This window comes from Sphingomonas sp. CCH10-B3 (genome assembly GCF_001556185.1).
In the GTDB taxonomy this organism is placed as follows: Bacteria; Pseudomonadota; Alphaproteobacteria; order Sphingomonadales; family Sphingomonadaceae; genus Sphingomonas; species Sphingomonas aquatica.
Genome location: NZ_LSIJ01000063.1, coordinates 19,127 through 45,799, shown reverse-complemented (window position 1 = coordinate 45,799; position 26,673 = coordinate 19,127). Strand labels below are relative to the sequence as shown.

The 26,673-nt window shown below is 66.8% G+C and carries 26 protein-coding genes; 11 read left to right on the top strand and 15 right to left on the bottom strand.

The genetic code is table 11. From position 1 onward, the window contains the following. Positions 1-17: 17 nt before the first annotated feature. The 4 genes from atpD to AX672_RS11095 all read right to left on the bottom strand — a co-directional run bounded on the left by atpD (position 18) and on the right by AX672_RS11095 (position 4,584). Positions 18-1,472: a F0F1 ATP synthase subunit beta gene (gene atpD / locus AX672_RS11110; protein WP_202189314.1), complete on the bottom strand. Its 1,455-nt coding sequence runs from the start codon at positions 1,470-1,472 to the stop codon at positions 18-20. A gap of 48 nt (positions 1,473-1,520) precedes the next feature. Next, complete coding sequence (locus AX672_RS11105; protein ID WP_066651377.1) at positions 1,521-2,396, bottom strand: F0F1 ATP synthase subunit gamma; 876 nt, start codon at positions 2,394-2,396, stop codon at positions 1,521-1,523. Positions 2,397-2,503: 107 nt separating this feature from the next. Beyond that, positions 2,504-4,033: a F0F1 ATP synthase subunit alpha gene (atpA, locus tag AX672_RS11100; RefSeq protein WP_066651375.1), complete on the bottom strand. Its 1,530-nt coding sequence runs from the start codon at positions 4,031-4,033 to the stop codon at positions 2,504-2,506. Between the two features lie 2 nt (positions 4,034-4,035). Further along, on the bottom strand, positions 4,036-4,584 hold the full coding sequence (locus tag AX672_RS11095) for a F0F1 ATP synthase subunit delta (RefSeq protein WP_066651374.1): 549 nt from the start codon (positions 4,582-4,584) through the stop codon (positions 4,036-4,038). Between the two features lie 264 nt (positions 4,585-4,848). On the opposite strand from AX672_RS11095, the gene AX672_RS11090 reads away from it, so the two are divergent. The 6 genes from AX672_RS11090 (at position 4,849) to AX672_RS11065 (ending at position 10,430) form a co-directional block, all read left to right on the top strand. Next, complete coding sequence (locus tag AX672_RS11090; protein ID WP_066651372.1) at positions 4,849-6,594, top strand: methyl-accepting chemotaxis protein; 1,746 nt, start codon at positions 4,849-4,851, stop codon at positions 6,592-6,594. Between the two features lie 80 nt (positions 6,595-6,674). After that, positions 6,675-7,355, top strand: a complete 681-nt coding sequence (locus AX672_RS11085) for a dienelactone hydrolase family protein (protein ID WP_066651370.1) — start codon at positions 6,675-6,677, stop codon at positions 7,353-7,355. A gap of 11 nt (positions 7,356-7,366) precedes the next feature. After that, entirely contained in the window at positions 7,367-8,164 is a 798-nt protein-coding gene (locus AX672_RS11080) for an alpha/beta hydrolase (RefSeq protein ID WP_066651368.1), read from the top strand. A 46-nt stretch (positions 8,165-8,210) separates the two neighbouring features. Continuing rightward, positions 8,211-8,849, top strand: coding sequence for a hypothetical protein (locus tag AX672_RS11075; RefSeq protein ID WP_066651366.1), 639 nt, complete (start codon positions 8,211-8,213; stop codon positions 8,847-8,849). A 76-nt stretch (positions 8,850-8,925) separates the two neighbouring features. Further along, entirely contained in the window at positions 8,926-9,963 is a 1,038-nt protein-coding gene (ada, locus tag AX672_RS11070; protein ID WP_066651364.1) for a bifunctional DNA-binding transcriptional regulator/O6-methylguanine-DNA methyltransferase Ada, read from the top strand. Beyond that, on the top strand, positions 9,960-10,430 hold the full coding sequence (locus AX672_RS11065; protein WP_066651361.1) for a DUF1203 domain-containing protein: 471 nt from the start codon (positions 9,960-9,962) through the stop codon (positions 10,428-10,430). Before ada ends, AX672_RS11065 begins: the two co-directional genes overlap by 4 nt. On the opposite strand, the gene AX672_RS11060 is transcribed toward AX672_RS11065, so the two are convergent. After that, the gene (locus AX672_RS11060) at positions 10,431-11,894 is read right to left on the bottom strand and encodes a hypothetical protein (RefSeq protein ID WP_066651359.1); all 1,464 of its coding nucleotides are present in this window, start codon (positions 11,892-11,894) and stop codon (positions 10,431-10,433) included. Positions 11,895-12,032: 138 nt separating this feature from the next. Between AX672_RS11060 and AX672_RS11055 the strand changes: the two genes are divergently transcribed. Then, complete coding sequence (locus tag AX672_RS11055; RefSeq protein WP_231731291.1) at positions 12,033-12,929, top strand: CPBP family intramembrane glutamic endopeptidase; 897 nt, start codon at positions 12,033-12,035, stop codon at positions 12,927-12,929. On the opposite strand, the gene AX672_RS11050 is transcribed toward AX672_RS11055, so the two are convergent. From AX672_RS11050 to AX672_RS11040, 3 genes are all read right to left on the bottom strand, one after another. After that, positions 12,905-14,407, bottom strand: a complete 1,503-nt coding sequence (locus AX672_RS11050) for a S1C family serine protease (RefSeq protein WP_066651354.1) — start codon at positions 14,405-14,407, stop codon at positions 12,905-12,907. The genes AX672_RS11055 and AX672_RS11050 overlap by 25 nt on opposite strands. Positions 14,408-14,480: 73 nt before the next feature. Then, positions 14,481-16,646, bottom strand: coding sequence for a primosomal protein N' (locus tag AX672_RS11045; RefSeq protein ID WP_066651352.1), 2,166 nt, complete (start codon positions 16,644-16,646; stop codon positions 14,481-14,483). A gap of 68 nt (positions 16,647-16,714) precedes the next feature. Beyond that, a complete protein-coding gene (locus AX672_RS11040) occupies positions 16,715-17,044 on the bottom strand; it encodes a hypothetical protein (protein WP_066651351.1) in 330 nt (109 codons plus the stop codon). A gap of 155 nt (positions 17,045-17,199) precedes the next feature. Between AX672_RS11040 and fsa the strand changes: the two genes are divergently transcribed. From fsa to AX672_RS11025, 3 genes are all read left to right on the top strand, one after another. After that, a complete protein-coding gene (fsa, locus tag AX672_RS11035; protein WP_066651349.1) occupies positions 17,200-17,853 on the top strand; it encodes a fructose-6-phosphate aldolase in 654 nt (217 codons plus the stop codon). Continuing rightward, a complete protein-coding gene (locus AX672_RS11030; RefSeq protein ID WP_231731289.1) occupies positions 17,850-18,215 on the top strand; it encodes a nuclear transport factor 2 family protein in 366 nt (121 codons plus the stop codon). Before fsa ends, AX672_RS11030 begins: the two co-directional genes overlap by 4 nt. 96 nt (positions 18,216-18,311) lie before the next feature. Then, positions 18,312-19,190: a tyrosine recombinase XerC gene (locus AX672_RS11025; RefSeq protein ID WP_066651347.1), complete on the top strand. Its 879-nt coding sequence runs from the start codon at positions 18,312-18,314 to the stop codon at positions 19,188-19,190. Positions 19,191-19,645: 455 nt separating this feature from the next. Here the strand turns inward: AX672_RS11025 and AX672_RS11020 are convergent, their stop codons facing one another. From AX672_RS11020 to rsmI, 4 genes are all read right to left on the bottom strand, one after another. Beyond that, a complete protein-coding gene (locus AX672_RS11020) occupies positions 19,646-20,035 on the bottom strand; it encodes a limonene-1,2-epoxide hydrolase family protein (protein ID WP_066651345.1) in 390 nt (129 codons plus the stop codon). 41 nt (positions 20,036-20,076) lie between these two features. Further along, a complete protein-coding gene (gshB, locus tag AX672_RS11015; RefSeq protein ID WP_066651343.1) occupies positions 20,077-21,036 on the bottom strand; it encodes a glutathione synthase in 960 nt (319 codons plus the stop codon). Positions 21,037-21,308: 272 nt separating this feature from the next. Next, complete coding sequence (locus AX672_RS11010; protein ID WP_066651388.1) at positions 21,309-21,710, bottom strand: YraN family protein; 402 nt, start codon at positions 21,708-21,710, stop codon at positions 21,309-21,311. Then, positions 21,596-22,468 (bottom strand): 16S rRNA (cytidine(1402)-2'-O)-methyltransferase, encoded by an 873-nt coding sequence (gene rsmI / locus AX672_RS11005; protein WP_082730511.1) that lies wholly within the window; start codon positions 22,466-22,468, stop codon positions 21,596-21,598. Before rsmI ends, AX672_RS11010 begins: the two co-directional genes overlap by 115 nt. Before the next feature lie 12 nt (positions 22,469-22,480). Here rsmI and AX672_RS11000 point away from each other — a divergent pair, with 12 nt between their 5' ends. Next, positions 22,481-23,686 carry a penicillin-binding protein activator gene (locus AX672_RS11000; protein WP_066651341.1) on the top strand — a complete coding sequence of 402 codons (1,206 nt, stop codon included), beginning with the start codon at positions 22,481-22,483 and terminating at the stop codon, positions 23,684-23,686. 16 nt (positions 23,687-23,702) lie between these two features. Here the strand turns inward: AX672_RS11000 and AX672_RS10995 are convergent, their stop codons facing one another. The 3 genes from AX672_RS10995 to AX672_RS10985 all read right to left on the bottom strand — a co-directional run bounded on the left by AX672_RS10995 (position 23,703) and on the right by AX672_RS10985 (position 26,614). After that, complete coding sequence (locus AX672_RS10995; RefSeq protein WP_066651340.1) at positions 23,703-24,989, bottom strand: homoserine dehydrogenase; 1,287 nt, start codon at positions 24,987-24,989, stop codon at positions 23,703-23,705. A gap of 168 nt (positions 24,990-25,157) precedes the next feature. Continuing rightward, complete coding sequence (locus tag AX672_RS10990; protein WP_066651338.1) at positions 25,158-26,108, bottom strand: isopenicillin N synthase family dioxygenase; 951 nt, start codon at positions 26,106-26,108, stop codon at positions 25,158-25,160. A gap of 65 nt (positions 26,109-26,173) precedes the next feature. Continuing rightward, on the bottom strand, positions 26,174-26,614 hold the full coding sequence (locus AX672_RS10985; RefSeq protein WP_066651336.1) for a hypothetical protein: 441 nt from the start codon (positions 26,612-26,614) through the stop codon (positions 26,174-26,176). Between the last annotated feature and the right edge of the window lie 59 nt (positions 26,615-26,673).

Genomic DNA, 26,673 nt, shown 5'->3' with positions numbered 1-26,673 from the left:
GCGGGAGGGGGAGCAGGTTAAGCCTCCTGCGCCAGCTTCTCGGCCTTGGCGACGGCTTCGTCGATGCCGCCGACCATGTAGAAGGCAGCTTCAGGCAGATGGTCGTACTGGCCTTCGACCACGGCCTTGAACGACTTCACCGTGTCTTCGAGCTGGACGAACTTGCCGGGAATGCCAGTGAAGACTTCGGCGACGTGGAACGGCTGCGACAGGAAGCGCTGGATCTTGCGCGCGCGGCTGACGGTCAGCTTATCTTCTTCCGACAGTTCGTCCATGCCGAGAATGGCGATGATGTCCTGCAGCGACTTGTACTTCTGCAGCGTCGACTGAACGGCGCGGGCGGTTTCGTAATGCTCCTGCCCCACAACGCGCGGCTCCAGCACGCGTGAGGTGGAGTCGAGCGGGTCGACCGCCGGGTAGATGCCGAGTTCCGAAATCGCGCGGTTGAGCACGGTGGTCGCGTCCAAGTGGGCGAACGAGGTCGCCGGCGCCGGGTCGGTCAAGTCGTCGGCGGGCACGTAGATCGCCTGCACCGAGGTGATCGAGCCCTTGTTGGTCGAGGTGATGCGCTCCTGCAGCGCGCCCATGTCGGTCGACAGCGTCGGCTGATAGCCCACCGCCGAGGGAATGCGGCCGAGCAGCGCCGACACTTCCGAACCCGCCTGCGTGAAGCGGAAGATGTTGTCGACGAAGAACAGCACGTCCTGGCCTTCGACGTCGCGGAAATATTCGGCGATGGTCAGGCCCGACAGCGCGACGCGGGCACGCGCGCCCGGCGGCTCGTTCATCTGGCCATAGACCAGCGCGACCTTCGACCCTTCGCTGATCGCGTTGCCATCGGCGTCCTTGGCGATAACGCCTGCGTCGAGGAATTCGTGATACAGGTCGTTGCCTTCGCGGGTGCGCTCACCCACGCCCGCGAACACTGACGTGCCGCCATGGCCCTTGGCGATGTTGTTGATCAGCTCCTGGATCAGCACGGTCTTGCCGACACCGGCGCCGCCGAACAGGCCGATCTTGCCGCCCTTGGCATAAGGCGCGAGCAGATCGATCACCTTGATGCCGGTGACGAGGATCGAGGCTTCGGTCGACTGGTCGACGAAGGCCGGTGCCTGCGCGTGGATCGGCGCGAACTGGTCGGCGCCGACGGGGCCGCGCTCGTCGATCGGCTCACCGACGACGTTCAGAATGCGCCCCAGCGTCTTCGGGCCGACCGGCACGCGGATCTGCGCGCCGGTATCGGTCACGGCCTGGCCGCGTGTGAGGCCTTCGGTCGCGTCCATCGCGATCGTGCGGACGGTGTTCTCGCCGAGATGCTGCGCGACTTCGAGCACCAGCCGGTTGCCGTTGTTGTCGGTTTCGAGCGCGTTCAGAATCGCGGGCAGCTGATCCTGCTCGAAGGTTACGTCGACGACCGCGCCGATGACCTGGCTGATGCGGCCTACATTATTGGTGGTCGCAACGGGTGCGATCGTGTCGGGGGCGGTTGCCATCGTTCGTTCCTTGCCTTCGTGCTTCGCTTAGAGCGCCTCGGCGCCCGAAATAATTTCCACCAGTTCGGTCGTGATCGCGGCCTGGCGGGCGCGGTTGTACTGGATCGACAGTCGCTTGATCATGTCGCCGGCGTTGCGGGTCGCATTGTCCATCGCGGTCATCTGCGCGCCATAGAAGCCGGCGTTGTTCTCCAGCATCGCGCCATAGAGCTGGATCGCGATGTTGCGTGGCAGCAGATCGGCGAGGATCGATTCCTCATCGGGTTCGTAATCGACGGCGGCGATCGAGTCCGACACTGCCGCCTGGGTCGGCAGCGGCACGGGGATGATCTGCTGCGCGACGGGCTCCTGCACCAGCGCCGAGCGGAAGGTCGAATAGAAGAGGTGCGCGACGTCGAATTCGCCGCTTTCGAACCGGGCGATCAGATCGGCGGCGAGATCATGCGCGATCGCAAAGCCCGGCGCGCGGTGGCCGCTCATGTCGCGATCATTGTGGATCATGCCCGGATAGAAGCGCGACAGCACGCGCGCCTTGCGACCGGCGAGGTAGAAGCGGACGGTCTTGCCCTGCGCAATCAGCTCATCGGCCTTGCGGCGGGCGAGGCGGACGATGTTGGTGTTGAAACCACCGGCAAGGCCACGCTCGCTGGTCGCGACGACGAGCAGATGAACCTGATCACGGCCATTGCCGATCAGTAGCTTGGGGCTCGACTCGCTGACGGTGACCTTCGACGCAAGGCTCGCCATCACCGCTTCGAGGCGGCTGGCATAGGGGCGCGCGGCGACGGCGGCTTCCTGCGCGCGACGCAGCTTGGCGGCCGCGACGGTCTTCATCGCGCGGGTGATCTTCTGCGTCGACTTGACCGAGCCGATGCGGATCTTGAGGGCCTTAAGTGACGCCATTTTCGTTCCCTGTTCGTCATTCCCGCGGAGGCGGGAATCCATACATCCCAACGTCGGAGTCTATGGATCCCCGCCTTCGCGGGGATGACGGTTACTTCGGCCTTGTCTTACGCAAACGTCTTCGCGAAATCGCCGAGCGCTGCCTTCAGCGCGTCGGTGGTTTCCTTGGTCAGCTCGCGCTTGTTGCGGATGTCGGCGAGCAGATCGGCGTGCGCCGAGCGCATGTGCGCCAGCATCGCACCTTCATACCGCGTCACGTCCGCCACCGGCACGCTGTCGATATAGCCGTTGGTGCCGGCAAAGATCGACACCGTCTGCTCTTCGAATGGCATCGGGCTGAACTGCGCCTGCTTGAGCAGCTCGGTCAGCCGCGCGCCGCGGTTAAGCAGCTTCTGCGTCGACGCGTCGAGGTCCGACCCGAACTGCGCGAACGCCGCCATTTCGCGGTACTGCGCGAGTTCGAGCTTGATCGAGCCCGACACCTTCTTCATCGCCTTGGTCTGCGCGGCCGAACCGACGCGGCTCACCGACAGGCCGACGTTGATCGCGGGGCGGATGCCCGCGAAGAACAAGTCGGTCTCAAGGAAGATCTGGCCGTCGGTGATCGAGATCACGTTGGTCGGGATGTATGCCGACACGTCGCCTGCCTGCGTCTCGATGATCGGCAGCGCGGTCAGCGAGCCCGAGCCATTGTCGCTGTTCATCTTCGCGGCGCGCTCGAGCAGGCGGCTGTGAAGGTAGAACACGTCGCCGGGATAGGCTTCGCGGCCCGGCGGGCGGCGCAGCAGCAGCGACATCTGGCGATAGGCGACGGCCTGCTTCGACAGATCGTCATACACGATCAGCGCGTGCATGCCGTTGTCGCGGAAATATTCGCCCATCGCGCAGCCGGTGTAGGGCGCAAGGAACTGCATCGGCGCCGGGTCCGAGGCGGTTGCGGCGACGACAATGGTGTATTCCATCGCGCCCGATTCTTCGAGCTGGCGGACGATCTGCGCGACGGTCGAACGCTTCTGGCCGATCGCGACATAGATGCAGTAGAGCTTCTTGCTCTCGTCATCACCCGCGTTCGCCGCCTTCTGGTTGATGAAGGTGTCGATCGCGACGGCGGTCTTGCCGGTCTGGCGGTCGCCGATGATCAGCTCGCGCTGGCCACGGCCGACGGGGACGAGCGCGTCGATGGCCTTCAGGCCGGTCTGGACGGGTTCGTGGACCGACGTGCGCGGGATAATGCCGGGCGCCTTGACTTCGACGCGGCTGCGCTGGTCGCTGACGATCGGGCCCTTGCCGTCGATCGGATTGCCGAGGCCATCGACGACGCGACCGAGCAGGCCCTTGCCGATCGGCACGTCGACGATCGTGCCGGTGCGCTTGACGACATCGCCTTCCTTGATCTGGCTGTCTGAGCCGAAGATCACGACGCCGACGTTATCGGCTTCGAGGTTGAGCGCCATGCCCTGCACGCCGTTCGAGAATTCGACCATCTCGCCGGCCTGGACATTGTCGAGGCCATAAATGCGCGCGATGCCGTCGCCGACCGACAGCACCTGACCGGTTTCGGAGACTTCGGCCTCGGTGCCGAAGCTGGCGATCTGGTCCTTGATGACCTTCGAAATTTCTGCGGCGCGGATATCCATGATTAGCCTTTCATCGCCTGGGCGAGGGAATTCAAACGGGTCTTGATCGACGAATCGATCATCTGGCTGCCGATGCGGACCACAAGGCCGCCGAGCAGCGACGGATCAACGGCGAGTTCGACGGCAACGTCGCGGCCGATACGCTGGCGCAGCGACGCCTTCAGCGCGTCGACCTGATCGTCGGCAAGTGGGTGAGCCGACGTCACTTCGGCCGTCGTCTCACCACGGTGGTCAGCGGCGAGCGCGCGGAAGGCGCGGATGATCGCGGGCAACTGGCCGAGCCGACGGTTGTCGGCGAGTACGCCGAGGAACTTCGTCGTCGTCGCGTCGAGATCGAGCGAAGCGGCGGTCGCAGCCACCGCGCGCGCGGCGTCGGCGCGGCTGACGATCGGGCTGGCGATCAGGCGGGCGAAATCAGCTGATCCGTCGATAGCGGCGCGGACATTGGCAAGGCTCGCCTCAACCGTCGCGATGCTGCGGGACTCGCGCGCGATGTCAAACAATGCGGCGGCGTAGCGTCCCGGCAGGCTCGCCTGGATACCGCTGCTCAAATTACCGCTGGAACTCTCCACGCGATCGAAACCCTCTTCGCCGAAAGGAATGGCCCATGCCGAACGGGGGCGACAAAGCGCCCCTTGGCTTGGTTGCGGGGCTGCTAGCATCGGCTCGGTCGCGATGCAAGCGCCGCCACTCGGGGCTGAAACGGCACCGAAATAATGCTCGGATTCACGTGTTTGTCACATTCGCTTAACCCGGCATTTGCCATTCGGGCGGCATAAACACCCTGTCGTTCCAGCGGAAAAATCGATCCCTTTATGAAATTGTCACTGCCCCGCACGTCCCTGTTCGCTGCGGGCCGCCCCGCCCGGATCGGCGTCCAGCTGCGGCGTGTGCTGTTCGCGCTGCTGGCGATTCAAGCGCTCCTGGTCGCGATGATGATCGGCGGCGCCTTTGCCAATGCACGCGCCGTCGGCAGCCTGATCGATGATCGCATGGTGCCGATCAGCGAACTGCAAAGCGTGACCGACAGCTACTCGATCGCACTGACCACGGCCTATAAAGTTAGCAGCAACAACCTGTCGCCCGCAGGGGCGACCGACGCAATCGCGACCGCGCGCAAGCGGATTGCCGAGGACTGGGGCCGGTTTCGTTCGCACAACATCGCCGATCGTCACGCCGGGGCGATTGCCCAGATCGACGCCGCGCGGCGCGACGCCGACATCGCGATCGACCAGCTCGTGACGATGCTGCAGAGCGGCAAGACCGATAACCTGCAATTTTTCGTCAGCGGCCGGCTCTATGCGGCCATCGATCCGCTGACGATTGCAAGCGCGTCGCTGATTGCCGATTTGCGCGCCGATGCCGATGCCGACCAGGCAGCGCTGCGGCGGAGCTTTTACGTTGCCTTTGCCGTCATTCTGGTTGTGCTGGTGGCGGCGGTGCTGGTCGGGCTGTGGGGCGTGCGGCTAGTGACGACGCGCATTTCGAAGCCGCTGGCCGAAATTGCGGTTGCCACGCACCGCATCACCGATGAACGCCACGATGGCGAAATCCCCAGCCTCGACCGTATCGACGAGATCGGCGACGTCGCCCGCGCGCTGGCCTTTGCCCGCCAGCGGTCGAAGGACGCCCGCCGTCTGTCGGATGAATCGCGCCGGGTCGAGGAAGCACTCCACCGCCGCGAAGTCGCCGAGCACGCCGCGCGCGCCAAGCGCGCCGCCGATCTCGACCGGCTGTTTTCGGTGTTCGAGCGCGAAGCAGGCGCCATTGTAAGCTTGCTCAAATCGGCAGGGCCGAGCCTGCGCGAAACCGCCGGAACGATGTCGGGTGAAGCAACCGAGGCCGAGCATCACGCGCTTGCAACGGCGGCAGTCGCCGAACAGAGCGCGCGGTCGGCGCGCACCATCGCCCAGTCGGCGGTCGCGCTGACATCGGCGATCGAGCATATCAGCAAGGCGGCGCATGAATCGCGGTCGGGCGTCGGCACCGTGCGTGAACGCACGCTGGCCGGGCGCGACCATGCCGAGTCGCTCGGCTCGCTTGTCAACGAAATCGCCTCGGTGCTCGATTTCATCGCCAGCATCGCGGGGCAGACCAATCTGCTTGCGCTCAACGCCACGATCGAGGCTGCGCGGGCAGGCCCTGCGGGGCGCGGCTTTGCCGTCGTCGCCGAGGAAGTGAAGGGCCTCGCGCGCCAGACCCAGGCCGCCGCCGGGCGAATCGAGGCGCGACTGTCGGCCGTGCGCACCGCAAGCGATACTGTGCTCGCGTCGATCGAATCGATCGACGGGCTGGTCGCCGGGCTCGATCGTTCGGCGAACAATGTGACCGACGCGGTCGAGCAGCAGCGCGACATGACGCGCCGCATCGTCGCTGCCATCGCCGAGGTCGAAGGCGGCACCGCCAATGCCGCCGCCAACATGCAGTTGCTCCACGAGCGCGCCGAGCGCACGCGGACGACGGCCGGCGATCTTGCCGCGACCGCCGATCGCGTCGCGGGGGCCGTCGACACGCTGCGCGGCCAGATCAACGGGCTGATCGCCGACGTCCGCGCAGCCTGACCCGCCCCCCGATTCGTCGGGCTGACTTTGCTGCGTAACATCCGCATGATGCCTGCCACGGCATCAGCAGGGAGCAGGCAATGGCAGACGGCACGATGACTCGCATGACGATGGACGATGGCGCGGCGATCGCGGTCTATCATGTCAGCCCCCCGGGCACCCGCCGCGCCGGCCTCGTGCTGGTGCAGGAAATCTTCGGCGTCACCGATCACATCCGCGAATTGTGCGACGAATATGCCAACGATGGCTTCGAAGTGCTGGCGCCCGCGCTGTTCGACCGCGAGCATCCCGGGTTCGAAGCCGAATATACCGGCGAGGACTTTGCCCGTGCGGTCCAGCTGGCGCGTGAAATCCACCCGTTCGACCAGAGCCTGAAGGACGTGCAGACTTGCATCGACCGGCTGGCAGCCGACGGCCCGGTTTTCATCGTCGGCTATTGCTATGGCGGGTCGATTGCGTGGCTGTCGACGACGCGGCTGAACGGCGTTGCAGCGGCATCAGCCTATTACGGCTCGCTGATCCCCGGCGCCGCCGATGAGGAGCCCAAGGTCCCCGTGATCGCGCATTTCGGGCGGCACGACGCCGGCATCCCGATGGAAGGCGTCGAGAAGGTGATCGCCAAGGATTGGCCCAACGCGACGGTTTACGTCTACGAAGCCGGTCATGGCTTCAATTCGGACCGGCGCAAGGATTACCATGAACCGAGCGCCGATCTCGCCCGCGAACGCACGCTCGAACTGTTCGAGGCGCACGGGGCTTGAGAGCGGCGCGCTTGCTCGCCGTTCTGCTGGCGATGGTCGCCGGATTTTATCTGGCGGCGATCGGCGCGCTCTACCTTTATCAGCGCGACTTGCTGTTCATCGGCGCGAGCCGCGCGAGCAGCTTGCCGCCGGTGCCGGTCGGCTATCTCGACATCCGCTTCACGGCGCCCGACGGCACGGCCTTGCGGGCGTGGTTCAAGCCGCCTGCGCCCGGCAAGCCGGTGGTGCTGTTCTTCCACGGCAATGGCGACACGATCGCGGGCAGCGCCGTGGCGGTGCAGCCGTTCACCGCGCGCGGCTATGGCGCGCTGCTGCCCGAATATCGCGGTTATGGCGGGATGCCGGGGCAGCCGAGCGAAGCCGCAGTGACCGCCGATGCACGCGAAGCAGATCGCTGGCTGGCTGCGCAGGGAATCGCCGACGCGCAGACCGTGGTGGTCGGCTATTCGCTGGGATCGGGCGTTGCGACTCAGCTCGCGACCGAGATGCGCCCGCGCGCGCTGATCCTGTTCGCGGGGCTCGCGAGCGTCGATCGCGTTGCCGGGCGGCATTTTCCGTGGGTGCCGGTGCGCTGGCTGCTGACCGAGCATTTCGACAATGCGGCGAAGCTGCCCAAGGTCAGAGCACCGGCGCTGCTGCTCCACGGCACCGCCGACCGCACCGTGCCGTATGACAATCTGTCGTTGCTGGCGGCCACCCGCGCCGATGCGCAGACCGTGACGCTGCCGGGGGTGGGCCATGATCTCGTTTTTCAGCCGCCGGTGATCGCGCAAGCGCTCGCGTGGCTGGAGCGATTGCCGTCGACATAGCCCGAGCCACGCGGCAAATTGATGCCAAGGCAGGAGGATCGAAACGATGAGCATGATGCTGGCACTGGCGTTCGGCGCCGCCGACGCCGCCCCGACGACGACCGACTTCACGGTCGGCGGGCTGAAGTTCCGTGTCGCGATCCCGGCCGGCTTCTGCTTGCCGCAAGGCGAGCAGATCACGCAGGCTGCGCAGATTGCGGCAGGCGATCCCGCCAACATCACCAACGTCATGCTGATCGAATGCGGCGTGCAATCGCCTGCGCTGCCTGAATTGGTCGCGATAAAGACGCTGCGGATGTACGCGACGACGCCGTTACAGCGTGAAACCTTCATTGCCCAGATCGCCGCCGCGCTGCCCACGATCGAGACACCCGACGCCCAGCAGAAGCTGTTGCAGCAAACGTCGGGGAGTATCGCCAGTGCCACGGGAACCAAGGTCGATCTAAAGGGCGCATTGCGCGGGCAGGGGCGCGATGCCACCTGCGCCTATATCGGCGGGTCGATCGACGTTACCTTCGCCGGCAAGCAGGCGACCGGCGTCATCGGCGCTTGCGCGACGGTGGTCGGATCGCGGCAGTTCAGCGTCTACCGCGTCAGCTACAAGCCGCAGAGCGACGGCGGCGCAGGCCTGCTAACCGAAACGCGCAAGATCGCGCTGACGATCAAGCCGCTCGCTGACAAGTAACCCGCTGCCACAGCGCGGCCCTTTTGATCGCAACCTGCGGGATGTAGCGGCGCGGCCCCAAGCGTATATCGGGAGCATGAGCAACACCGACATCATCGATCCCGCCGCCGGCTGGGCAGCCTTCATCGCCCGCGACCGGCATAGCGACGGCCGCTTCGTCGGTGCCGTGCTGACCACCGGCATCTATTGCAAGCCGAGCTGCCCCGCCCGGCATCCGAAGCGCGAGAATGTCGTCTTCTATCGCACCCCGGCCGAGGCGCGCGCGGCGGGTTTTCGCCCCTGCCTGCGCTGCAAGCCCGACGAGGTCGGGCGCGACCGGCTGGCGGTGGCCGAAGCCATCCGGCTGATCGAGGCGGCCGAAGAGGCCTTCAATCTCGATCAGCTCGCGGCGCGGGTCGGCTATGCGCCGCATCATTTCCACCGCTTGTTTAAGCGCGCGACCGGGGTGACGCCCGCTGCCTATGCCCGCGGGCTGAAGGCGCGCGCGGCTGCCGAAGCGCTGACCAAGGAGAGCAACGTGACCGAAGCCATCTACGAAGCCGGTTATTCCGCGCCCAGCCGCTTCTACGAAGGGGCGGCGACGCGGCTGGGGATGAGCCCCAGCGTGTGGCAGCGCGGCGGGGCTGGGGTAACGATCCGCTGGACGATCGCCGACACCAGCCTGGGGCCGCTGCTCATCGCCGCCACCGACAAGGGGCTGTGCCGGGTCGCCTTCGACGAGGATGACGGCGCGCTCGCCCGTCGCTTCCCCAAGGCCGAGATCGTGGCGGGCGGGGCCGCGCTCGCCGATCTGGCGGCGCGCGTCGTCGCCAGCGTCGAAAGCCCCGACCGCGACCAGGACCTGCCGCTCGACGTGCGCGGCACCGCGTTCCAGGAAGCCGTCTGGCAGGCCCTGCGCGCGATCCCGGCGGGCGAGACCCGCAGCTATGCCGAGCTCGCCGCGACGGCGGGCAATCCGCGCGCGGTACGCGCCGCCGGGACGGCGTGCGGCGCGAACCATCTCGCGGTCGTCATTCCCTGCCACCGCGCGCAACGCAGCGACGGCAGCATGGGCGGCTATGCTTACGGCATCGACCGCAAGATCGTCCTCAGGGACCGGGAAGGTGTGAAATGACTCGCTTCAAAATCACCGGGCTCGACGCCGCCCCCTTCGCCGAGCTTTACGGCCTGTCCGACGCAGCGCTTGCCGTGCGCGGCGTCGAGCGGATGACGGTCAGCGCCAAGCCCGGCTTTCCGTGCCGGATTACGCTCGAAGATGCGGAGCCGGGTGAGCAGGTGCTGCTGCTCAATCACGAGCACCTCGCGGTCGACACCCCCTATCGTCAGCGCCACGCGATCTTCGTCCGCGAAGGCGCGACGACGACCGCGACCTTCACTGACGTTGTGCCCGAACAACTCGCGATCCGGCCGCTGTCGGTGCGCGCTTATGACGCGGCCGGCACCATGACCGATGCCGATCTGGTCGACGGGCGCGACTTGCCCGCGCTGATCGACCGGCTGTTTGCAGACCCGCAGGTCGCCTATCTCCACGCGCACAACGCCAAGCGCGGCTGTTTCGCGGCGCGCATCGATCGCGGCTGATCAGTTGGCGGCGGGCGTGCCGCCGCCGGTCTCGATCCCGGCGAGCAGCTTCTGCGCCGTCGCTGCCGCCTCGCCGCCATGCGGATCGTAAGCGAGCGGGCGCAACAGCCGCGCCGCCCGCAGCTTATCGCCGCGCGCGATCAGCACCCGCGCATAGATCATGCGCGTACCGACATCCTGCGCGACGATCTGCTGCGCCTTTGCCAGGGCGTCGATCGCATTCTGCGGTAGCGGACCGGACATCAGGCTCGACACTTCGAAGAAGGCGAGCAGCGGCAGCGGATCGTCGGCGTCGAGCTTGTTGGCGGCAACGATTTCGCGCCGCGCCGCGACCAGCGCGGCCTGATCGCCGCCCTTCGCCTTGATGTCGGCCTTGGCCTTGGCGAGCAGCGCCGCACCCCGGAAATAACGTGCGCGTGCGTCGCCCGGCGCCAGCGCAACCAGCCGTTCGGTCGTGGCCAGCGCCGCATCCAGCGCATTGCTGTCGATCTCGACTTCGGCGCGCAGCTTGAGCGCCGCGATACTGTCGGGCAGCGCGCCGGTGGCTGCCTCCACTTTCGCAAGGAAGGCCTGCGCCGCCGCCTTGTCCATCGGCTTGGTGAATTCCATTGCCAGCGGCAGCATCGCTGCCTCGTCGCTCGGCAGCGTGCGCACGGTGATGTTCTGGCCGATGCTGGCCGGGATCGGGACCGTGACATAGCCGAAATTGGCGGCGGTCAGATAGGCAGACACATCGCGGCTGAGCTTGCCGAGGTCGCCGAACACCTTGGCGGCATCGCTGGCAGGCGCGCCGGCATTGAATGCCGCGAGAAAGGCGCGCAGCTGGCCTCGCCGGTCGGGCGCGAAGGTCAGGTAATGCGTCAGCAGCCAGCTGTCGCCATAGTTGAGACCGGTTGCCGATGGCGGCTTGAGCAGCATGTCGCGCGCATTCACCACCCGCCCTTCGAATTCATAGGAGCGATGATTGGCGACCTTGCCGTAGGTGATCAGGCCCGATCGCTCGAACGACGCGGTCGACACCAGCTCGGCAAACCCTTCGACATACCAGGCGGGATAAGCGACCGGAAAATTCTGCAGCATGAAATGATGCGCATATTCGTGGAACAGCACGACTTGCGGATCGATCCCGTTGTTGCCGCTTTCGGGAATGAAGGCGGCAGGTCCTTCGGTGCGCGGGCGGTAGAAGCCGACGACATCTTCGCGCGGCTTTTCCATCATCCTGTGGACGTCGGCGGTGGTGCCGACGACATAAACCCGCACGCGATAGGGATGCGGATCGTCCTGAATGCCGTTTGCGCGTAGCATCAGATAATGGAGCGCCTCGATCCGTTCGGCGCGCTGGCGCAGCGATTTCTCGCTGCCCTGCGAATAGATCAGGAAATGCGGCGTCGTCGCCTCGCGCCATTCAGCACGCGCGGCCACAGGCAGCAGCGCCAGCATCACCGCGATCAACCACCGGGCCATTGCATGTCCTTCCGCAAATGCCCGCGAAGGAAGCGGATCGTCCGTTCACCTGTCAAGCGACGAGCGGTCGCGTCGCGGACCTTGTCCGACCCTTATGCGGCGTGTTACGGATATAAATCACAAGAGGGGGAAAACGTCTTGGAACCGACCGTCGCGACACCGGCCCCGAGCCTTGCCATGCGCGTCCTGCATTTTCCGATGACGCGGCTAGCGATCGGGATCGTCGCTTTCGCGATCGCGAGCATCGCCTCCAGCTTCGTCGCGCGGGCGATCGATCCGTTGCACGGCGGGTGGCCACAAGTTGCGGCCGCTGCTGTCACCGCCGCGATCTTCATTGCCATCTATCTGGCATTCACGACTTTCGTGGAGCGGCGCGGCAATGTCGAATTTGCGCTGCCCGGTGCGCTCGTCGAACTCGCCTCGGGGCTGGCGATCGGCGCTGTCCTGTTTTCGTCAGTGGTCGCGGTGATCTGGGCATTCGGCGGCTATCAGGTGGTCAGCACGCGTGGCGCCGAAGTGCTGTTGCCGGTGGTGGCACTCGCCATCGTCTCGGGAACGGTCGAGGAGATCCTGCTGCGCGGCCTGTTTTTCCGGCTGATCGAGGAATGGCTCGGCAGCTGGGCGGCGCTGGCGCTGTCGGCGGCGCTGTTCGGCGCGCTCCATCTCGGAAACCCCAACGCGAGCGCCCTGGCAGCGGTCGCGATCGCGCTTGAGGCGGGCATCATGCTGGCGGCGATCTACATGGTCACGCGGCGGTTGTGGGCGGCGATCGGCGTGCATGCGGCGTGGAATTTCACGCAAGGCGGCATTTTCGGCATTGCGATTTCGGGCGGTGACACGCCGGGCCTGCTCGTGCCGCGCATCACTGGCCCCGACCTGCTGACTGGCGGCGCTTTCGGTGCCGAAGCCTCGATCCCGGCGATGGTTATCGCAACTGCCTTCGGCATCGCGGTCGTTGCTTATGCGCAGCGGCGCGGTCAGGTCATCGCGCCCCTATGGGTGCGCCGCCGTCACTTGGCCGCTGCGCAGTCATAGACCAGCCATTCGTCGGGCTGCGGCGGCAACGCGCTGCGGATCGCGGCCTGCTGCTGCGCGAGTTTCTGGCGCGTGGCTTCATCGCTGATGCACGCCTTGATCGTCACGCTCGACCGCAACTTGCGCGCCTGCTCCATCGCGCTCGCGCCGAGCAGATAGCGGCTTTCGGTATAGACGCGCTCGGCTGGGCGATATTCGAGGATCGACACCGTCTGCTCGGTGGTCGGCACCAGGATCCGCTCCCAGCGGCTGCCGTTCTCGACATATTGCGTGCGCGTGTTGACGCAGCCGTCCTTGCCCCAGTCGATCGTGACGTCGCCCGGAGTCGAGGTGTTGATGCGGCTGCGGTCGGGCGCGATATGGCAGACGAACTTGCCTTCGGATGCGGGGGGCGGCACCGGCGTGGTCGAGGCAGCCGGTAGCGCGACTCGAACGTCGCCGAACGGGCGCGCGAAGAACAGCACGATCCCGGCAAGCATCAGCACGATCCCGCCCGCCAGCGCCCAGACCGCCTCGCGCCGTGCGCCGCGCGTCTCGAGCAGCCCGGCGCCGCTCAAGCCCAATGACCCCAGCACCACCAGCAGCGCCGCGCCACCGATGAAATTCTCGCGCGTGCGGGCCTGATCCTCGCGCGCGCGCTCGATCGCGGCGCTGCGCTGCTCGGCGGCCTGGGCGGCGGCGGCTTGCGCGGCCTGCGCCTCGCGTTCGGCGCGCGCGGCGGCAGTTTCCTTGTCCTGCTGCAGCCGCTGGTCGATGCTGGTGCACGGCGCCCCGGTGGTCGCATAGGGCTGTTTCGCCTCGCGCAGGAAAGCCGCGAGTTCGGTATCGGCGACCGCAAAGCCGAAGCTCGAATCGCCGTCCTCCGCACGGGTGATCGCCGAATTGACCCCGATCACGCGCCCGCACGGATCGAGCAGCGGCCCGCCCGAATTGCCGCGCGCGATGCCGGCAGTGTGCAGCAGCACCTCGACACTCGAAATCGCCCGCCGCCCGGCAAAGCCCCCCTGCGACCGCACCGGCATCAGCGGGCGGATATAGTCGGCGGCGGATTGTGCCGTCGCCAGATCGACATTGCCGGGATAGCCCAGCGCGACCACGGCTTGGCCATCGCTCACCGGGCCGGGGTACAGGGTCAGCGGCGGCAATCGGGTGCCGGTGAACTCGATCAGCGCGAGGTCGCGCTGCGCATCATAGGCGATCAGCTTGCCGCGATAGCTTTTGTCGCCTTCGGACGGCACCACCCCGATCACGACATTGTCAGGATAGCGCGCGGCGAGTTCCACCACATGCGCGTTGGTGATGATGCGATTGGGCGCAATCGCGAAGCCGCTGCCATGGCCGAAGCCGACAATCTGCCCTTCGGCCGAGGCAATGGTTACAACGCGCACGACGCCGCGCCCGGCGGCCGAAATGTCATCGGCGCGCGCCGGGGCGGCAAGGCCGATCAGCAGGGCGAGCATCAGCAGCAGGCGCGTCATCTTGTTCCCCCGGGTCGCGGATCACGCGGTCTGTCGGCCAATCGCCCGGTCGGTTCAAGAGGCGACTGTCGCGCTACAAGAAACTGTACGGATCGACATCGACCGCCACCCGCACCTTTGCGGGCCAGTCGACGCCGCCCAGCCAGTCGCGGATCACGTCCTGCACGTCGAGCGAGCGCTTGGCGTGGACCAGCAAGCGGAAGCGGTGCCGCCCGCGCAGCATCGCCAGCGGGGCGGGGGCGGGGCCGTACACGTACATCGCGTCATGCTCGGGCGCGGCGTGCTTGATCGCGCGCGCGGTGCTGTCGGCGTCGGCCTTGTCCTCGCTCGACACGATGATCGCTGCATAGCGGCCGAACGGCGGCGCGCCTGCCTCGCGCCGCGCCTCGGTTTCGGCGGTGTAGAAAGCCTCGGTGTCGCCCGTCACCAGTGCCTGCATCACGCTCGCGCCCGGATCGTGGGTCTGGATATAGACATGCCCCGGTTTGGCGCCGCGCCCCGCGCGCCCGGCGACCTGGCTGATCTGCTGGAAAGTCTTTTCGCCCGCGCGCAGGTCGCCGCCCTGCAGCGCGAGATCGGCATCGATCACCCCGACCAGCGTCAGATTGGGGAAGTGATAGCCCTTGGTCACCAATTGCGTGCCGATGACGATGTCGATGTCATGCGCTTCCATCCGTGCCACGAATTCGGCGGCTTTGGCGGGCGACCAGATCGTGTCGCTGGTGACGATCGCGCGCTTGGCGTCGGGCCAGAGCAGCGCGGCCTCGTCGGCGATCCGCTCGACGCCGGGGCCGCAGGGGACAAGGCTGGCCTCGCCGCCGCATTCGGGGCATTTTTCGGGCACGCGCTCGACATGGCCGCAGTGGTGGCAGGCGAGCCGCGCGATCAGCCGATGCTCGACCATCCACGCCGTGCAATTGGGGCATTGGAAGCGATGCCCGCAGGTCCGGCACAAGGTCAGCGGCGCATAGCCGCGCCGGTTGAGGAACAGCAGCACCTGCTCACGCCGCGCGAGCGTTTCGTCGATCGCCGTCACCAGTTTCGGCGCGATCCAGCGCCCGCGCTCGGGCGGGTTGGCGATCAGGTCGATCGCCTCGATCGTCGGCAATTGCGCCGCGCCATAGCGGCCGGGCAGCTTGACCTCGGCATAGCGCCCGGCGGCGACTTGCTGGCGGGTCTCGATCGCGGGGGTGGCGCTTGCGAGAAGGACGGGCGCGCCCTCGAACTTGGCGCGCATCACCGCCACGTCGCGGGCGTGGTAATGGACGCCGTCTTCCTGCTTGAAGCTCGTCTCATGCGCTTCGTCGACGACGATCAGCCCTAGATTGGCATAGGGCAGGAACAGCGACGAGCGCGCGCCGACCGTCACCAACGCCTCGCCGCTGGCAACCGCCCGCCAGGCGCGGCGGCGCTGCGACTGGCGCAGGTCCGAATGCCATGCGACCGGCGCGCAGCCGAAGCGAGCGGCAAAGCGCTTCAGGAACGGCTCGGTCAGCGCGATCTCGGGGAGCAGGACGAGGCTCTGGCGCCCCTCGCGAATGGCTTGCGCGATTGCTTCGAAATAGACTTCGGTCTTGCCCGAGCCGGTGACGCCGTCGAGCAGCATCGGCGCGAAGGCGTGGGCCGCCACGGCATCGGTGAACTGGCGCGCGGCGGCGGCTTGCGCGTCCGACAGCGCGGGCTGCTGGTGATCGGGATCGGGCAGCGGGAAGGGCGAATCGATCGCAACCTCGACCGCTTCCATCGCGCCGACATTCACCAGCCCCCGGATCACCGCGTCCGACACCCCCGCCGCCAGCGCCAGCTCGCGGACGATCCCCTGCCGATCGCCGAGCCGCTCGATCGCCTGCACGCGCTGGGGCGAGAGCCGCGCGGGGACTTCGCCGGTCAGCCGATACTCAGTAACAGTGCGCGCGCCTTCGAGCGCCGAACTCGACGGCATCGCCATCCGCAGCACGCTCGCGAGCGGCGCGAGATAATAATCTGCAGTCCATTCGATCAGCCGCCGCAAGGGGGCCGCAATCGGCGGCGCATCGGCGACCGCGATCAGGTTACGCAGCCGATTGTCGCCGACCGGTTCGGCGGGCAGGCGATCTTCCTCCCACACCACCCCCATCAATTGGCGGGGCCCCAGCGGCGCGACGACGATCGACCCCGGCGCAACCTGCATGCCCTGCGGCACGCGGTAATCGAGCGGGCCGAGGGCGGAATTGAGGATGATGACACGCGCGCGGGACATGCCCCTTTATGGGCATTGCCGCGCGGCAGGGAAGGGTGATCGGCCCAGACCGACCACCCCGTCAGCCCCTAGAAATGGATGCCGTTGCGGCCGCGTTCGCGGTTCTGCTTCAACTGGCGGATGTGGCGCTGCGCCTGATCGAGCATCGCGCCGATCCGCCGCTCGTCACGCTCGCTCAAATTATTGCCGCGCGCCCGCAGCTGCGCTTCGGTGGCCGAAATGCGCCGCAGCTCGGCATTGAGCAGGTTGCGCTCACGCAGGCTGAGCTTGCCCGATCGTTTGCCGGCGTCGACCTGTCGCTGCAGATCGGTCTGGCGCACGTCGATGCCAATGTCGGCATGCGCAACGCCGCCCAGAGCCAGCGTGCTGAACGCAATGGCGATGAAAAACTTCTTCATGATGGTTCCTTCCGGCAATCGACCATGGCTGGTCGTTCCACCTGCACAATGCCTGAGCCAGCGATTAGTCGCATCGCAAGATGGCATGGCAAAGGCTCGCCATCGACCCGGCTTTGGCATATGGCCCGCCATGATCGCCTTTCCCGGAGCCACCCATGAAATTCTTCGTCGATACCGCCGACACTGCCGAAATCCGTGATCTCGCCGATTCTGGGCTAGTCGATGGCGTCACCACCAATCCCTCGCTGATCGCCAAATCGGGGCGCAATTTCCTCGAAGTCGTCGCTGAAATCTGCGGCATCGTCGATGGCCCGGTGTCGGCCGAAGTCGTGGCGCTCGACCATGAAGGCATGATGCGCGAGGCCGAGATCGTGCGGAAGATCGCCGACAATATCGCGGTCAAGGTGCCGCTGACGATCGATGGCTTGAAGACCTGCAAGGCGCTGACCGACGACGGCACGATGGTGAATGTAACGCTCTGTTTCTCGGCCAATCAGGCGCTGCTCGCGGCCAAGGCGGGCGCAACCTTCATCTCGCCCTTCGTCGGGCGGCACGACGATGTCGGCTTCGACGGGATGGAGCTGATCCGCGACATCCGACTGATCTACGACAATTATGCGTTCGACACCGAAATTCTCGTCGCCAGCGTGCGCCACCCGATCCACATCCTCGAAGCCGCCCGCATCGGTGCCGATGTGATGACCGCGCCGCCCGCCGTCATCCGCCAGCTCGTAAAGCACCCGCTGACCGACAAGGGGATCGAGGGGTTCCTGGCGGACTGGGCGAAGACCGGGCAGTCGATCGGGTGAGCGAGGTGCCGTCGCCGCGGCAAGTGGTGGAGCATTGGGTCGCGCGATTCAATGCTCGTGACGCGGCCGGACTCGCCGCGCTCTATCATGTCAACGCGGTCAACCACCAAGTGGTGCAGGATCCGGTCGTGGGCCGGGACGCAATCGAGGCCATGCTCGTGCGCGATTTCGCGACCGCCGAGATGCATTGCATTGTCGAGGCGATCCATGAGGCAGGCGATGTTGCCGCGCTCGAATGGCGCGATCCGCTCGGACTGCGCGGTTGCGGATTTTTCAGGGTGCGCGACGGGCTGATTGAGTTTCAGCGCGGCTATTGGGACCGGCTGTCGTTTCTGAAGATGCACAATCTGCCGATCGCGTGAAAGCGAGCGGGCCGATTTCAAGCCTATCTCGCTGTCCATCTTTCCGCCCGGTAGTTTCCCTCCCCAAAAGCCATCCGGACAGCTAGACGGGGCGCTATGGGGCTCGTTCAAGCCTATGCCGATCATCTGCGGCGCGACCGGCGGCGTTCGGTCCACACCGTGCGCGCCTATCAGGCGAGCGCCGAGCGGCTGGTCGCGTTTCTGCAAGGCCATTGGGGAGGTGAGATTGACGCGGCGGCGCTGGCGAAGCTGACCACTGCTGATCTGCGCGCCTATCTGGCGATGCGCCGCACCGACGGTCTGGGCAATGCGTCTGCCGCGCGCGAATTGTCGGCGGTGCGCGGGTTCCTCGCCTTCACCGGCGCGCCCGCGCCGTCGCTCAAGGGGCCGCGTGTCAAGAAAGGCGTGCCGCGTCCCGTCTCACCCGACGAAGCGGTCGCGCTCGCCGAGGATGTCGCCGAGGACGCGCGCGAGCCATGGATTGCCGCGCGCGATCTGGCGGTGCTGTTGCTGCTCTACGGCGCGGGGCTGCGGATCGGCGAGGCGGTCGGGTTGACGTGCGCGGTGCTGCCGCTTGGTGCCACGATGAGCGTCACCGGCAAGCGCGCCAAGACGCGGATCGTCCCACTCCTGCCGCAAGTCTGCGCGGCGATCGAGGATTATGTCCGCCTCACCCCCTGGCCGATCGAGCGCGGCGAAATGCTGTTCCGGGGTGCCAAGGGCGGGCCGCTCAGCCCTGCGATCATCCGCCGCTCGGTGCGCGCCGCCCGCGTTCGCCTCAGCCTCGGCGAGCGCACCACCCCGCACGCGCTGCGCCACAGCTTTGCGACGCATCTGCTCGGGCGCGGCGCGGATTTACGCAGCTTGCAGGAACTGCTCGGCCACGCGAGCCTCAGCTCGACGCAGATTTATACCCAGGTTGACGCGGCGCACCTGCTCGACGTCTATCGGAATGCGCACCCAAGGGCTGTATGAGTTCAAGAGCCTCAAAAAAGTACTCGAATACCACGAGCTGTTTTCAAATTGCGATAATCGCAAATATGTACTGGTATATTTTTCGCACACAATGCTAACACCAATTCGGTGCTGATTGACCGTCTTGGACGACTCCAGGTTTGGACGCTGGAGTCGGTGGACACCAAAAGAGGTCAATCAGCACCGACATCACACGGATAGGTGGCTAACCATGCGGCTCGACGGGAAAGTCGGCCCCGTGACTCTGTTCGGATTCGCGGCAGCAAGCAATACTATGTATGACAGTTTAGGGACTCAGTTCGTCGCTAAATCGAAGCGACAAACCGTTGCCTATGCTTCAATGGCTCGAATAATATATGAATATTCAGTGGCATAGCCAGGAGAGTACACAGGTGCGGGCGGAAGCCGACTTGATGTAAGCCCAAAAATATTTTTCGCTTCCCTGTATCGCTGTCTCACCCCGCCATCGCCGCGAGCGCAGGCCATTGGCGCACGATCGTGCCGAGGTCGAAATATTCGCGCCACACCGCGATCTTGCCGTCGCGGATCACGAACACGCCGGTCACCGGCAGTTCGACCCAGCCGGTGTCGATCAAGTGGCGGTCGAGCCGTTCGGTGAACACCGTGTCGCCGTCGACCGCGACGCGGATGATGCGGAATTCATTCTCGATCGTCGGCGCAAAGAACGGCTCGAGCACGCTGCGTACCCCGGCAGGCCCAGTGACACTGCCCATCGGCAGGTTGGTATATTCGCAATCGTCAGTGAACCACGGCAGCGCCGCGTCATAATCCTTGATCGCCATGGCATCGGTCATGGCTTTGACGATTTCCAACGGGCTGGGCATGTCGAGCGACTCCTGTAGCGGTTGCTACATCGCTTCTATGCCTATCCCGCGCGCGCCGCAACCTTCGCCTCGATCGCGTCCCAGATCAGCCCGGCGACATCGGTCCCGTCGAACTTCTCGATCGCGACGATGCCGGTGGGCGAGGTGACATTGATCTCGGTCAGCCATTTGCCGCCGATCACGTCGATGCCGACGAACAACAGCCCGCGCCGCTTGAGCTCGGGCCCGAGCGCCGCGCAGATCTCGCGCTCCTCGTCGGTCAGCACGGTCCGTTCGGCCGAGCCGCCGACCGCGAGATTGCTGCGGATTTCGCCTTCGCCCGGCAAGCGGTTGATCGCCCCGACCACCTCGCCGTCGACCAGCACGATGCGCTTGTCGCCCTTGGCCACGTCGGGGAGGAACGCCTGCACCATATGCGGCTCGCGCCACGCGGTGTTGAACACTTCGACCAGCGCCGACAGGTTGGCGCCGTCGCTGCCGACCCGGAAGATCGCCTTGCCGCCATTGCCGTGGAGCGGCTTGATGACGATCTCGCCATGTTCCTTCAGGAAGGCGCGCGCTTCGTCGAGGCTGCGGGTGACGAGCGTCGGCGGCATGAAGCGCGCATAATCGAGCACGAACACTTTTTCGGGTGCGTTGCGCACCGACGCGGGGTCGTTCACCACCAACGTCCGGTCGGCGATCCGCTCGAGCAGATGGGTCGCGGTGATATAGCCGAGGTCGAATGGCGGGTCCTGCCGCATCAGCACCACATCGGCGTCCTGACCGAGATCGAGCCGCACCGGCAGTTTGGCGCGATAATGGTCGCCGACGACGCGCTGCACCGTCACCGGATGCGCTTTCGCCCAGACATGGCCGTCTGAATAGTTCAGGTCTTCGGCGAGGTAGTGGAACAGCCGGTGCCCGCGCCCCTGCGCCGACAGCATCAGCGCAAAGGTCGAATCGCCGCCGATGTTGATCGCGTCGAGCGGGTCCATCTGGACGGCAACGGTGAGAGTCATGCGGGCCAAGTTCCTGAAGCCGATCGGGTCGAGCGGTGTCGCGCGTATCTAGGCGGTGACGCGCGCGAAGTCATCTGCTTGGCGGCGCGCCGACGCGGCCAAGCCGCGTCGTAGGTCGGCGCAGGCGCCGCCGGCCGTCGTCTAGGCGTAATTGCGCTGCGGTTTACCTATTCGTCATTGCGAGCGCAGCGAAGCAATCCATGCTCGGGCTGGATTGCTTCGCTGCGCTCGCAATGACGATTAACGTTGATGGTGATTGGCGCTGTGCGGCCTCACCCGATCCACGCGTTCTCGATATGCCGCAGCTTTGCCCCCGGCGCGATCAGGATCACGTCGATGCGGATGTCCTCGCCGTCGGTGGCGTAGGTCGCCGCAAGCACCTCGGCGGCGGCAGCGACGCGGGCGAGGCGGCGCTCGTCGATCGCGAAATCGAGTTCGGCGGCGGTCGCGCGGACCTTTACTTCGACGAAGGCGACCAGCCCCTTGCGCTTGGCGACCAGATCGACCTCGCCAACCCTGGTCCGCACGCGCTCGGCGACGATCGTCCAGCCGAGGCGTTTCAAGTGCGCCGCCGCCAGCGTCTCGCCCTCTCGCCCGCGCTCCTCGGCGGCCTGGCGAAGCGGATTCCCCTCCCGCTTGCGGGAGGGGTTAGGGGTGGGGCTTTTCGACGGCACTGACTGGCAATGCCCACCCCCGGCCCCTCCCGCAAATCGGCGGCGCTGGCGGGCGCGGCCTCGCCCGGCGGGGCGACGACGATGACGATCTCGCCCTTGGGCGGCGCCTCGGCATAGCGCGCGGCGAGCGTGGAGAGCGTCCCCGTCACCGCTTCCTCGAAATGCTTGGTGATCTCGCGCGCGACCGCTGCCTCGCGGTCGCCGAGCCCCTCGGCCAGCGCCGCCAGCGCGCCGCCGAGCCGCGGGCCGCTTTCGTAGAACACCAAAGTCGCCCGCAGTGCCGCCACTTCGGCAATCGTGCTCGCCCGTGCGCCGGCTTTCGCAGGCAGAAAGCCCATGAACAGGAAGCGATCGGTCGGCAGCCCCGCCAAAGTCAGCGCCGCCACTGCCGCGCACGGCCCCGGGATCGTCACCACCGCATGTCCCGCCGCGCGCGCGTCGCGCACCAGTTTGTAGCCGGGGTCCGAAATCAGCGGCGTCCCGGCATCGGACACCAGCGCCACCGATTCGCTCGCCATCCGCGCGATCAGGCCGGGGCGCACGCTTTCCGCATTGTGATCGTGATAGGGCTGCATCGGCCGTTTGACGCCGATGTGCTGGAGCAACCGCGCCGTCACGCGGCTGTCTTCGACGGCGATTAGATCGGCATGCGACAGAATGTGAGCAGCGCGCGGCGAAAGATCGCCGAGATTGCCGATCGGGGTGGCGACGATATAGAGGCCGGGCGACAAGGCGCTGGTGTTCAAAGCGGCGTTCATGAAGGTGGGACCATGACAGACTCAGCACGACGTTCGCAACGCTCGGGCATCTGGGCACGCAAATTGATTGCGGCCGGGCTCGGCCTGATGCTCGCTGCCTGCCAGACAGTGGTGCCGCGCGGCCCCGCTGCTCCGCCGCCCTCGGCGCCGCCACCGGTCGCGCGGCCGGTCACCCCGCCACGCGTCGACACCGGCATTCCGCAGGATACCGCGCGCCAGCGCGTCGCGTTGCTGGTGCCGATGACCGGCGCCAATGCCGGTGTCGGCCAGAGCATTGCCAATGCGACCCAGCTTGCGATTCTCGACCTGCGCAACGAAGCGATCCGCATCACAACTTACGACACCAATCTGGGCGCTGCTGCTGCCGCGCAGCGGGCGCTGGCCGATGGCAACCGGCTGATCCTCGGTCCGCTGCTCGCCGATGATGCGCGCGCGGTCGGGCCGATCGCACGGCGCGCGGGCGTGCCGGTTATCACCTTCTCGAACGACACCAGCGTGGCCGGTGGCGGCACTTTCGTGCTTGGCTATGCACCCGCCCAGTCGATCGCGCGCGTCGTCGATTATGCTGCGTCGAAGGGCATTCGCGACTTCGCCGGGCTGGTGCCCAACGGCCTCTACGGTGACCGCGCGTCGACCGCGCTGCTGCGGGCCGTCGAGGACGCCGGCGGGCAAGTGGTGAGCCTGCAGACCTATGATCGCCAGCCCGGATCGCTGACCGCGGCAATTACCCGCATGGGCCGCGCCTCGCCCTATCAGGCAGTGCTGATCGCCGACTCGGGCAGCGTTGGCGCCACTGCGGTGCCGATCATCCGCCGCAGCGGCGGGCCGACCGCGCAGGTGCTGGGCACCGACCTGTGGAATACCGAAGCCTCGGTCGCCGCTGCGCCCGCGTTGCAAGGCGCCTGGTTCGCGAGCGTATCGGACGGGCTCTACCGCCAATATGCGACCAAGTATCGCACCCGCTTCGGCAAGGCGCCGTACCGGCTGTCGAGCCTTGGCTATGATGCGGTGTTGCTGACGGTGCGGATCATGCGCGACTGGCCGATCGGCGCGGCCTTCCCGACCGAGCGGCTGAACGACCGCGGCGGTTTTGCAGGGCTCGACGGTGCGTTCCGCTTCGGTCCCGACGGCGTCGCCCAGCGCGCGCTCGAAGTGCAGGAAATCCGCGGCGGGACAACGGTGACGGTGAGCGCGGCACCGACCGGGTTCGGGAAGTAACGTCGGCCCGTCGCCGCTACCCCAATATGTGCATCCACAGCGGCGTGTCGGTCAGGCTCGGCGAGCCGCGCAGCCGTTCGAGCGCTTGCGCCACCGCGCGCTCCGGCCCTTCGTGGGTCACGATCGCGACGAGCACGCTGCCGTCGCCGACGCGCCCGCGCTGGATCAGGCTTTCGATCGAGACGCCCGCGTCGCGCATCGCCGTCGCGATCTCGGCGAGCACGCCCACTTTGTCGGCGACGGTGAAGCGCACATAGGCGCGCCCGATCCGGTCGCCGCTGTCGGCGGGGTGGGTGTCGGCGAGTTCGGCGGCGGGCATCGCATAGGGCGCGCCATATTCGCCGCGCGCAATGTCGATCAGGTCGGCGACGACGGCGCTCGCGGTTGGCCCGTCACCCGCGCCTGCGCCCTGGAACAGCAGACGGCCGACGAAATTGCCCTCCGCCACCACCGCATTGGTCGCGCCCGTCACATGCGCGAGCGGGTGATCGACCGGCACCAGATGCGCATGGACGCGCTGGAACAGCCCCTGCGGCCCCGCTTCGGCAAGCCCGATCAGCCGCACGCGATAGCCGAGCGCAGCGGCCTCGGCGATGTCGGCGGCGAGGATGTGGCGGATGCCGCTCGCCGCGACCGCGCCGAACGCGGGCCGCGTGCCGAACGCGACGCTGGCGAGAATCGACAGTTTGTGGCCCGCGTCGATGCCGTCGATGTCGAAGCTCGGGTCGGCCTCGGCAAAGCCCAAAGCCTGCGCCTCGGCGAGCACTTCGGCAAAATCGCGGCCTTCGGCTTCCATCTTCGACAGGATGAAATTGCAGGTGCCGTTGAGGATGCCATAGACGCGCGCAATTTCGTTGGCGGCGGCGCCTTCGCGCAGGCCCTTGATGACGGGAATGCCCCCCGCGACGGCGGCTTCGAACTTCAGCGGCGCGCGCGCGGCTTCGGCGGCGGACGCGAGTTCGAGCCCGTGGTGCGCGATCATCGCCTTGTTGGCGGTGACGAAGCCCTTGCCCGCCGCCAGCGTGGCGCGGGCGAGCGCGAGCGCGGGGCCGTCCGATCCGCCGATCAGCTCGACGATCACGTCGGCGTCGGCCTCGGCGAGTTTGGTGGTATCGTCGACCCAGCCGAAGCGGGCGATGTCGACGCCGCGATCCTTGGCACGGTCGCGCGCCGAGACGGCCACGATCTCGATCCGCCGCCCGGCCCGCCGCGCGATCAGGTCGCCGTTCGCATCGATCAGCCGGATCACCCCGCCGCCAACGGTGCCAAGCCCGGCGAGGGCAACGCGGAGAGGTGCTGTCATCGGGTAACTCCTTCCCGACGAGCGCTAGCGGTGAAGCTTGCCCCGCCGCAAGTCCCCCTCCCGCTTGCCGGAGGGGTTAGGGGTGGGCGAGCGGTCACCTCAGGCACGGCCGCTTGTGGATGCTCACTGCCCACCCCCGACCCCTCCCGCAAGCGGGAGGGGAGGAGCTCAGACCTTGACCAGCCCGATCTCAACCAGCCGCTCGTGCAGATAATCATGCGCGGTGATCGGGGTGGGGTAGCGATTGGGGTTGGTGGCGCTCGCGCACCCGGGCAGCGTCTCGATCAGGAAATCGGGCGCGGGGTGGAGGAAGAAGGGCATCGAATAGCGCGACGACCCACGCCGCTCGGGCGGGGGATTGACGACGCGGTGAGTGGTCGACGGCAGAACATGGTTGGTCAGCCGCTGGAGCATGTCGCCGACATTGACCACTAGCGCGCCTTCGGGCGGCTTCACTGCCAGCCAGCGCCCGTCACGGTCGAGCAGCTCGAGCCCCGCTTCCTCAGCGCCGAGCAGCAGCGTGATCAGGTTGATGTCCTCATGCGCGCCCGCACGCACGCCTTCGGCGTCGGCGGGGATCGGCGGATAGTGGAGCAGCCGCAGAATCGAATTGCCGTCCTTCACTGCCGGGTCGAACCAGTCGGGCGCAAGACCCAGATGGCGCGCGATGGCGGACAGGATCACGTCGCCCGCGCGGTCGAACGCCGCGAACAGCTCGGTGAAGGTGTCGCGGAATCCCTCGGGCCGCGTCGGCCAGATGTTCGGCGGCATCACGGCTTCGAAGGCATGCCCGGCGGGCAGCGGGCGCCCGACGTGCCAGAATTCCTTGAGGTCGACCGCGCTCGCGCCCTTGGCGATTTCGGTCTTGAACGGGGTATAGCCGCGCTGGCCACCGCCCCGGGGATCGAAATAGCCGCGTTTCTCCTCCTCGGGCAGGTCGAAGAACGCCTTGGTCTCGGCCCAGGCGCGATCAACCAGATCGGCAGGGACGCCGTGATCGGCAACCACCGCGAAGCCGAACCGCTCGAACGACGCCCCGATCGCGGCGGCAAAGCCATTGGGGTCGTCGCGGTTCTGGTTGAGCGACAGCGTGGGAATTTTGTCGAGCGTATCGGGCATTTGCGTGGCGTCCGTGAAAATGGCTGCCCCAACAATAGGACGCCCGACCGCGACCCGCCAGTGGCTCAGCTTTTGCTGACGACACCCATTGCAGCGCCGCCCGGTGCGTCCATCAGGTCGAGCCGAAACGGCTTGCCGTGGTCGTCGCTGCCGATCAGGCTGTTGGCCTCGACGCGCAGCTTATAGCCCGCCTTGCCGAGTTCTTCGGCGTACCAGCCGCGCAGCTTGGCGGGCGGGGCGGGGCTCCAGAAGCTGAAGCTCGTCATGTCCTCGGGCTCGTGCGGCATGATCTTGGCGGATTCGACCAGCTTCGACCCCGGATAGAGCGCGAACTTCGCCATGTCGCCGACGCGACCGTCGGGCATCGGCATCGGCATGGTCGTGGCGTTTGCCATCATCGCGTCATTCATGTCGGCGAGCGCGGCGCGATTGGTCGGCTCGGGCGCGCTGCCGCAACCGGCAAGGGCAAGTGCGAGCGAAAGGGCGGCAAGCGGCGAACGGGTCATGGTCAGCGCTCCGAAAAGTGGCCCGCCTAGTCCGCCCGCACGCGGCGCCACGTCAAGCG

Bases quoted from the DNA above. Each gene is read 5' to 3' on its own strand.
- AX672_RS11105 (WP_066651377.1), bottom strand. From the start codon at position 2,396: ATGGCGTCACTTAAGGCCCTCAAGATCCGCATCGGCTCGGTCAAGTCG.
- atpA (WP_066651375.1), bottom strand. From the start codon at position 4,033: ATGGATATCCGCGCCGCAGAAATTTCGAAGGTCATCAAGGACCAGATC.
- AX672_RS11090 (WP_066651372.1), top strand. From the start codon at position 4,849: ATGAAATTGTCACTGCCCCGCACGTCCCTGTTCGCTGCGGGCCGCCCC.
- AX672_RS11085 (WP_066651370.1), top strand. From the start codon at position 6,675: ATGGCAGACGGCACGATGACTCGCATGACGATGGACGATGGCGCGGCG.
- AX672_RS11075 (WP_066651366.1), top strand. From the start codon at position 8,211: ATGAGCATGATGCTGGCACTGGCGTTCGGCGCCGCCGACGCCGCCCCG.
- ada (WP_066651364.1), top strand. From the start codon at position 8,926: ATGAGCAACACCGACATCATCGATCCCGCCGCCGGCTGGGCAGCCTTC.
- AX672_RS11065 (WP_066651361.1), top strand. From the start codon at position 9,960: ATGACTCGCTTCAAAATCACCGGGCTCGACGCCGCCCCCTTCGCCGAG.
- AX672_RS11060 (WP_066651359.1), bottom strand. From the start codon at position 11,894: ATGGCCCGGTGGTTGATCGCGGTGATGCTGGCGCTGCTGCCTGTGGCC.
- AX672_RS11050 (WP_066651354.1), bottom strand. From the start codon at position 14,407: ATGACGCGCCTGCTGCTGATGCTCGCCCTGCTGATCGGCCTTGCCGCC.
- AX672_RS11045 (WP_066651352.1), bottom strand. From the start codon at position 16,646: ATGTCCCGCGCGCGTGTCATCATCCTCAATTCCGCCCTCGGCCCGCTC.
- AX672_RS11040 (WP_066651351.1), bottom strand. From the start codon at position 17,044: ATGAAGAAGTTTTTCATCGCCATTGCGTTCAGCACGCTGGCTCTGGGC.
- fsa (WP_066651349.1), top strand. From the start codon at position 17,200: ATGAAATTCTTCGTCGATACCGCCGACACTGCCGAAATCCGTGATCTC.
- AX672_RS11025 (WP_066651347.1), top strand. From the start codon at position 18,312: ATGGGGCTCGTTCAAGCCTATGCCGATCATCTGCGGCGCGACCGGCGG.
- AX672_RS11020 (WP_066651345.1), bottom strand. From the start codon at position 20,035: ATGCCCAGCCCGTTGGAAATCGTCAAAGCCATGACCGATGCCATGGCG.
- gshB (WP_066651343.1), bottom strand. From the start codon at position 21,036: ATGACTCTCACCGTTGCCGTCCAGATGGACCCGCTCGACGCGATCAAC.
- rsmI (WP_082730511.1), bottom strand. From the start codon at position 22,468: ATGAACGCCGCTTTGAACACCAGCGCCTTGTCGCCCGGCCTCTATATC.
- AX672_RS11000 (WP_066651341.1), top strand. From the start codon at position 22,481: ATGACAGACTCAGCACGACGTTCGCAACGCTCGGGCATCTGGGCACGC.
- AX672_RS10995 (WP_066651340.1), bottom strand. From the start codon at position 24,989: ATGACAGCACCTCTCCGCGTTGCCCTCGCCGGGCTTGGCACCGTTGGC.
- AX672_RS10990 (WP_066651338.1), bottom strand. From the start codon at position 26,108: ATGCCCGATACGCTCGACAAAATTCCCACGCTGTCGCTCAACCAGAAC.
- AX672_RS10985 (WP_066651336.1), bottom strand. From the start codon at position 26,614: ATGACCCGTTCGCCGCTTGCCGCCCTTTCGCTCGCACTTGCCCTTGCC.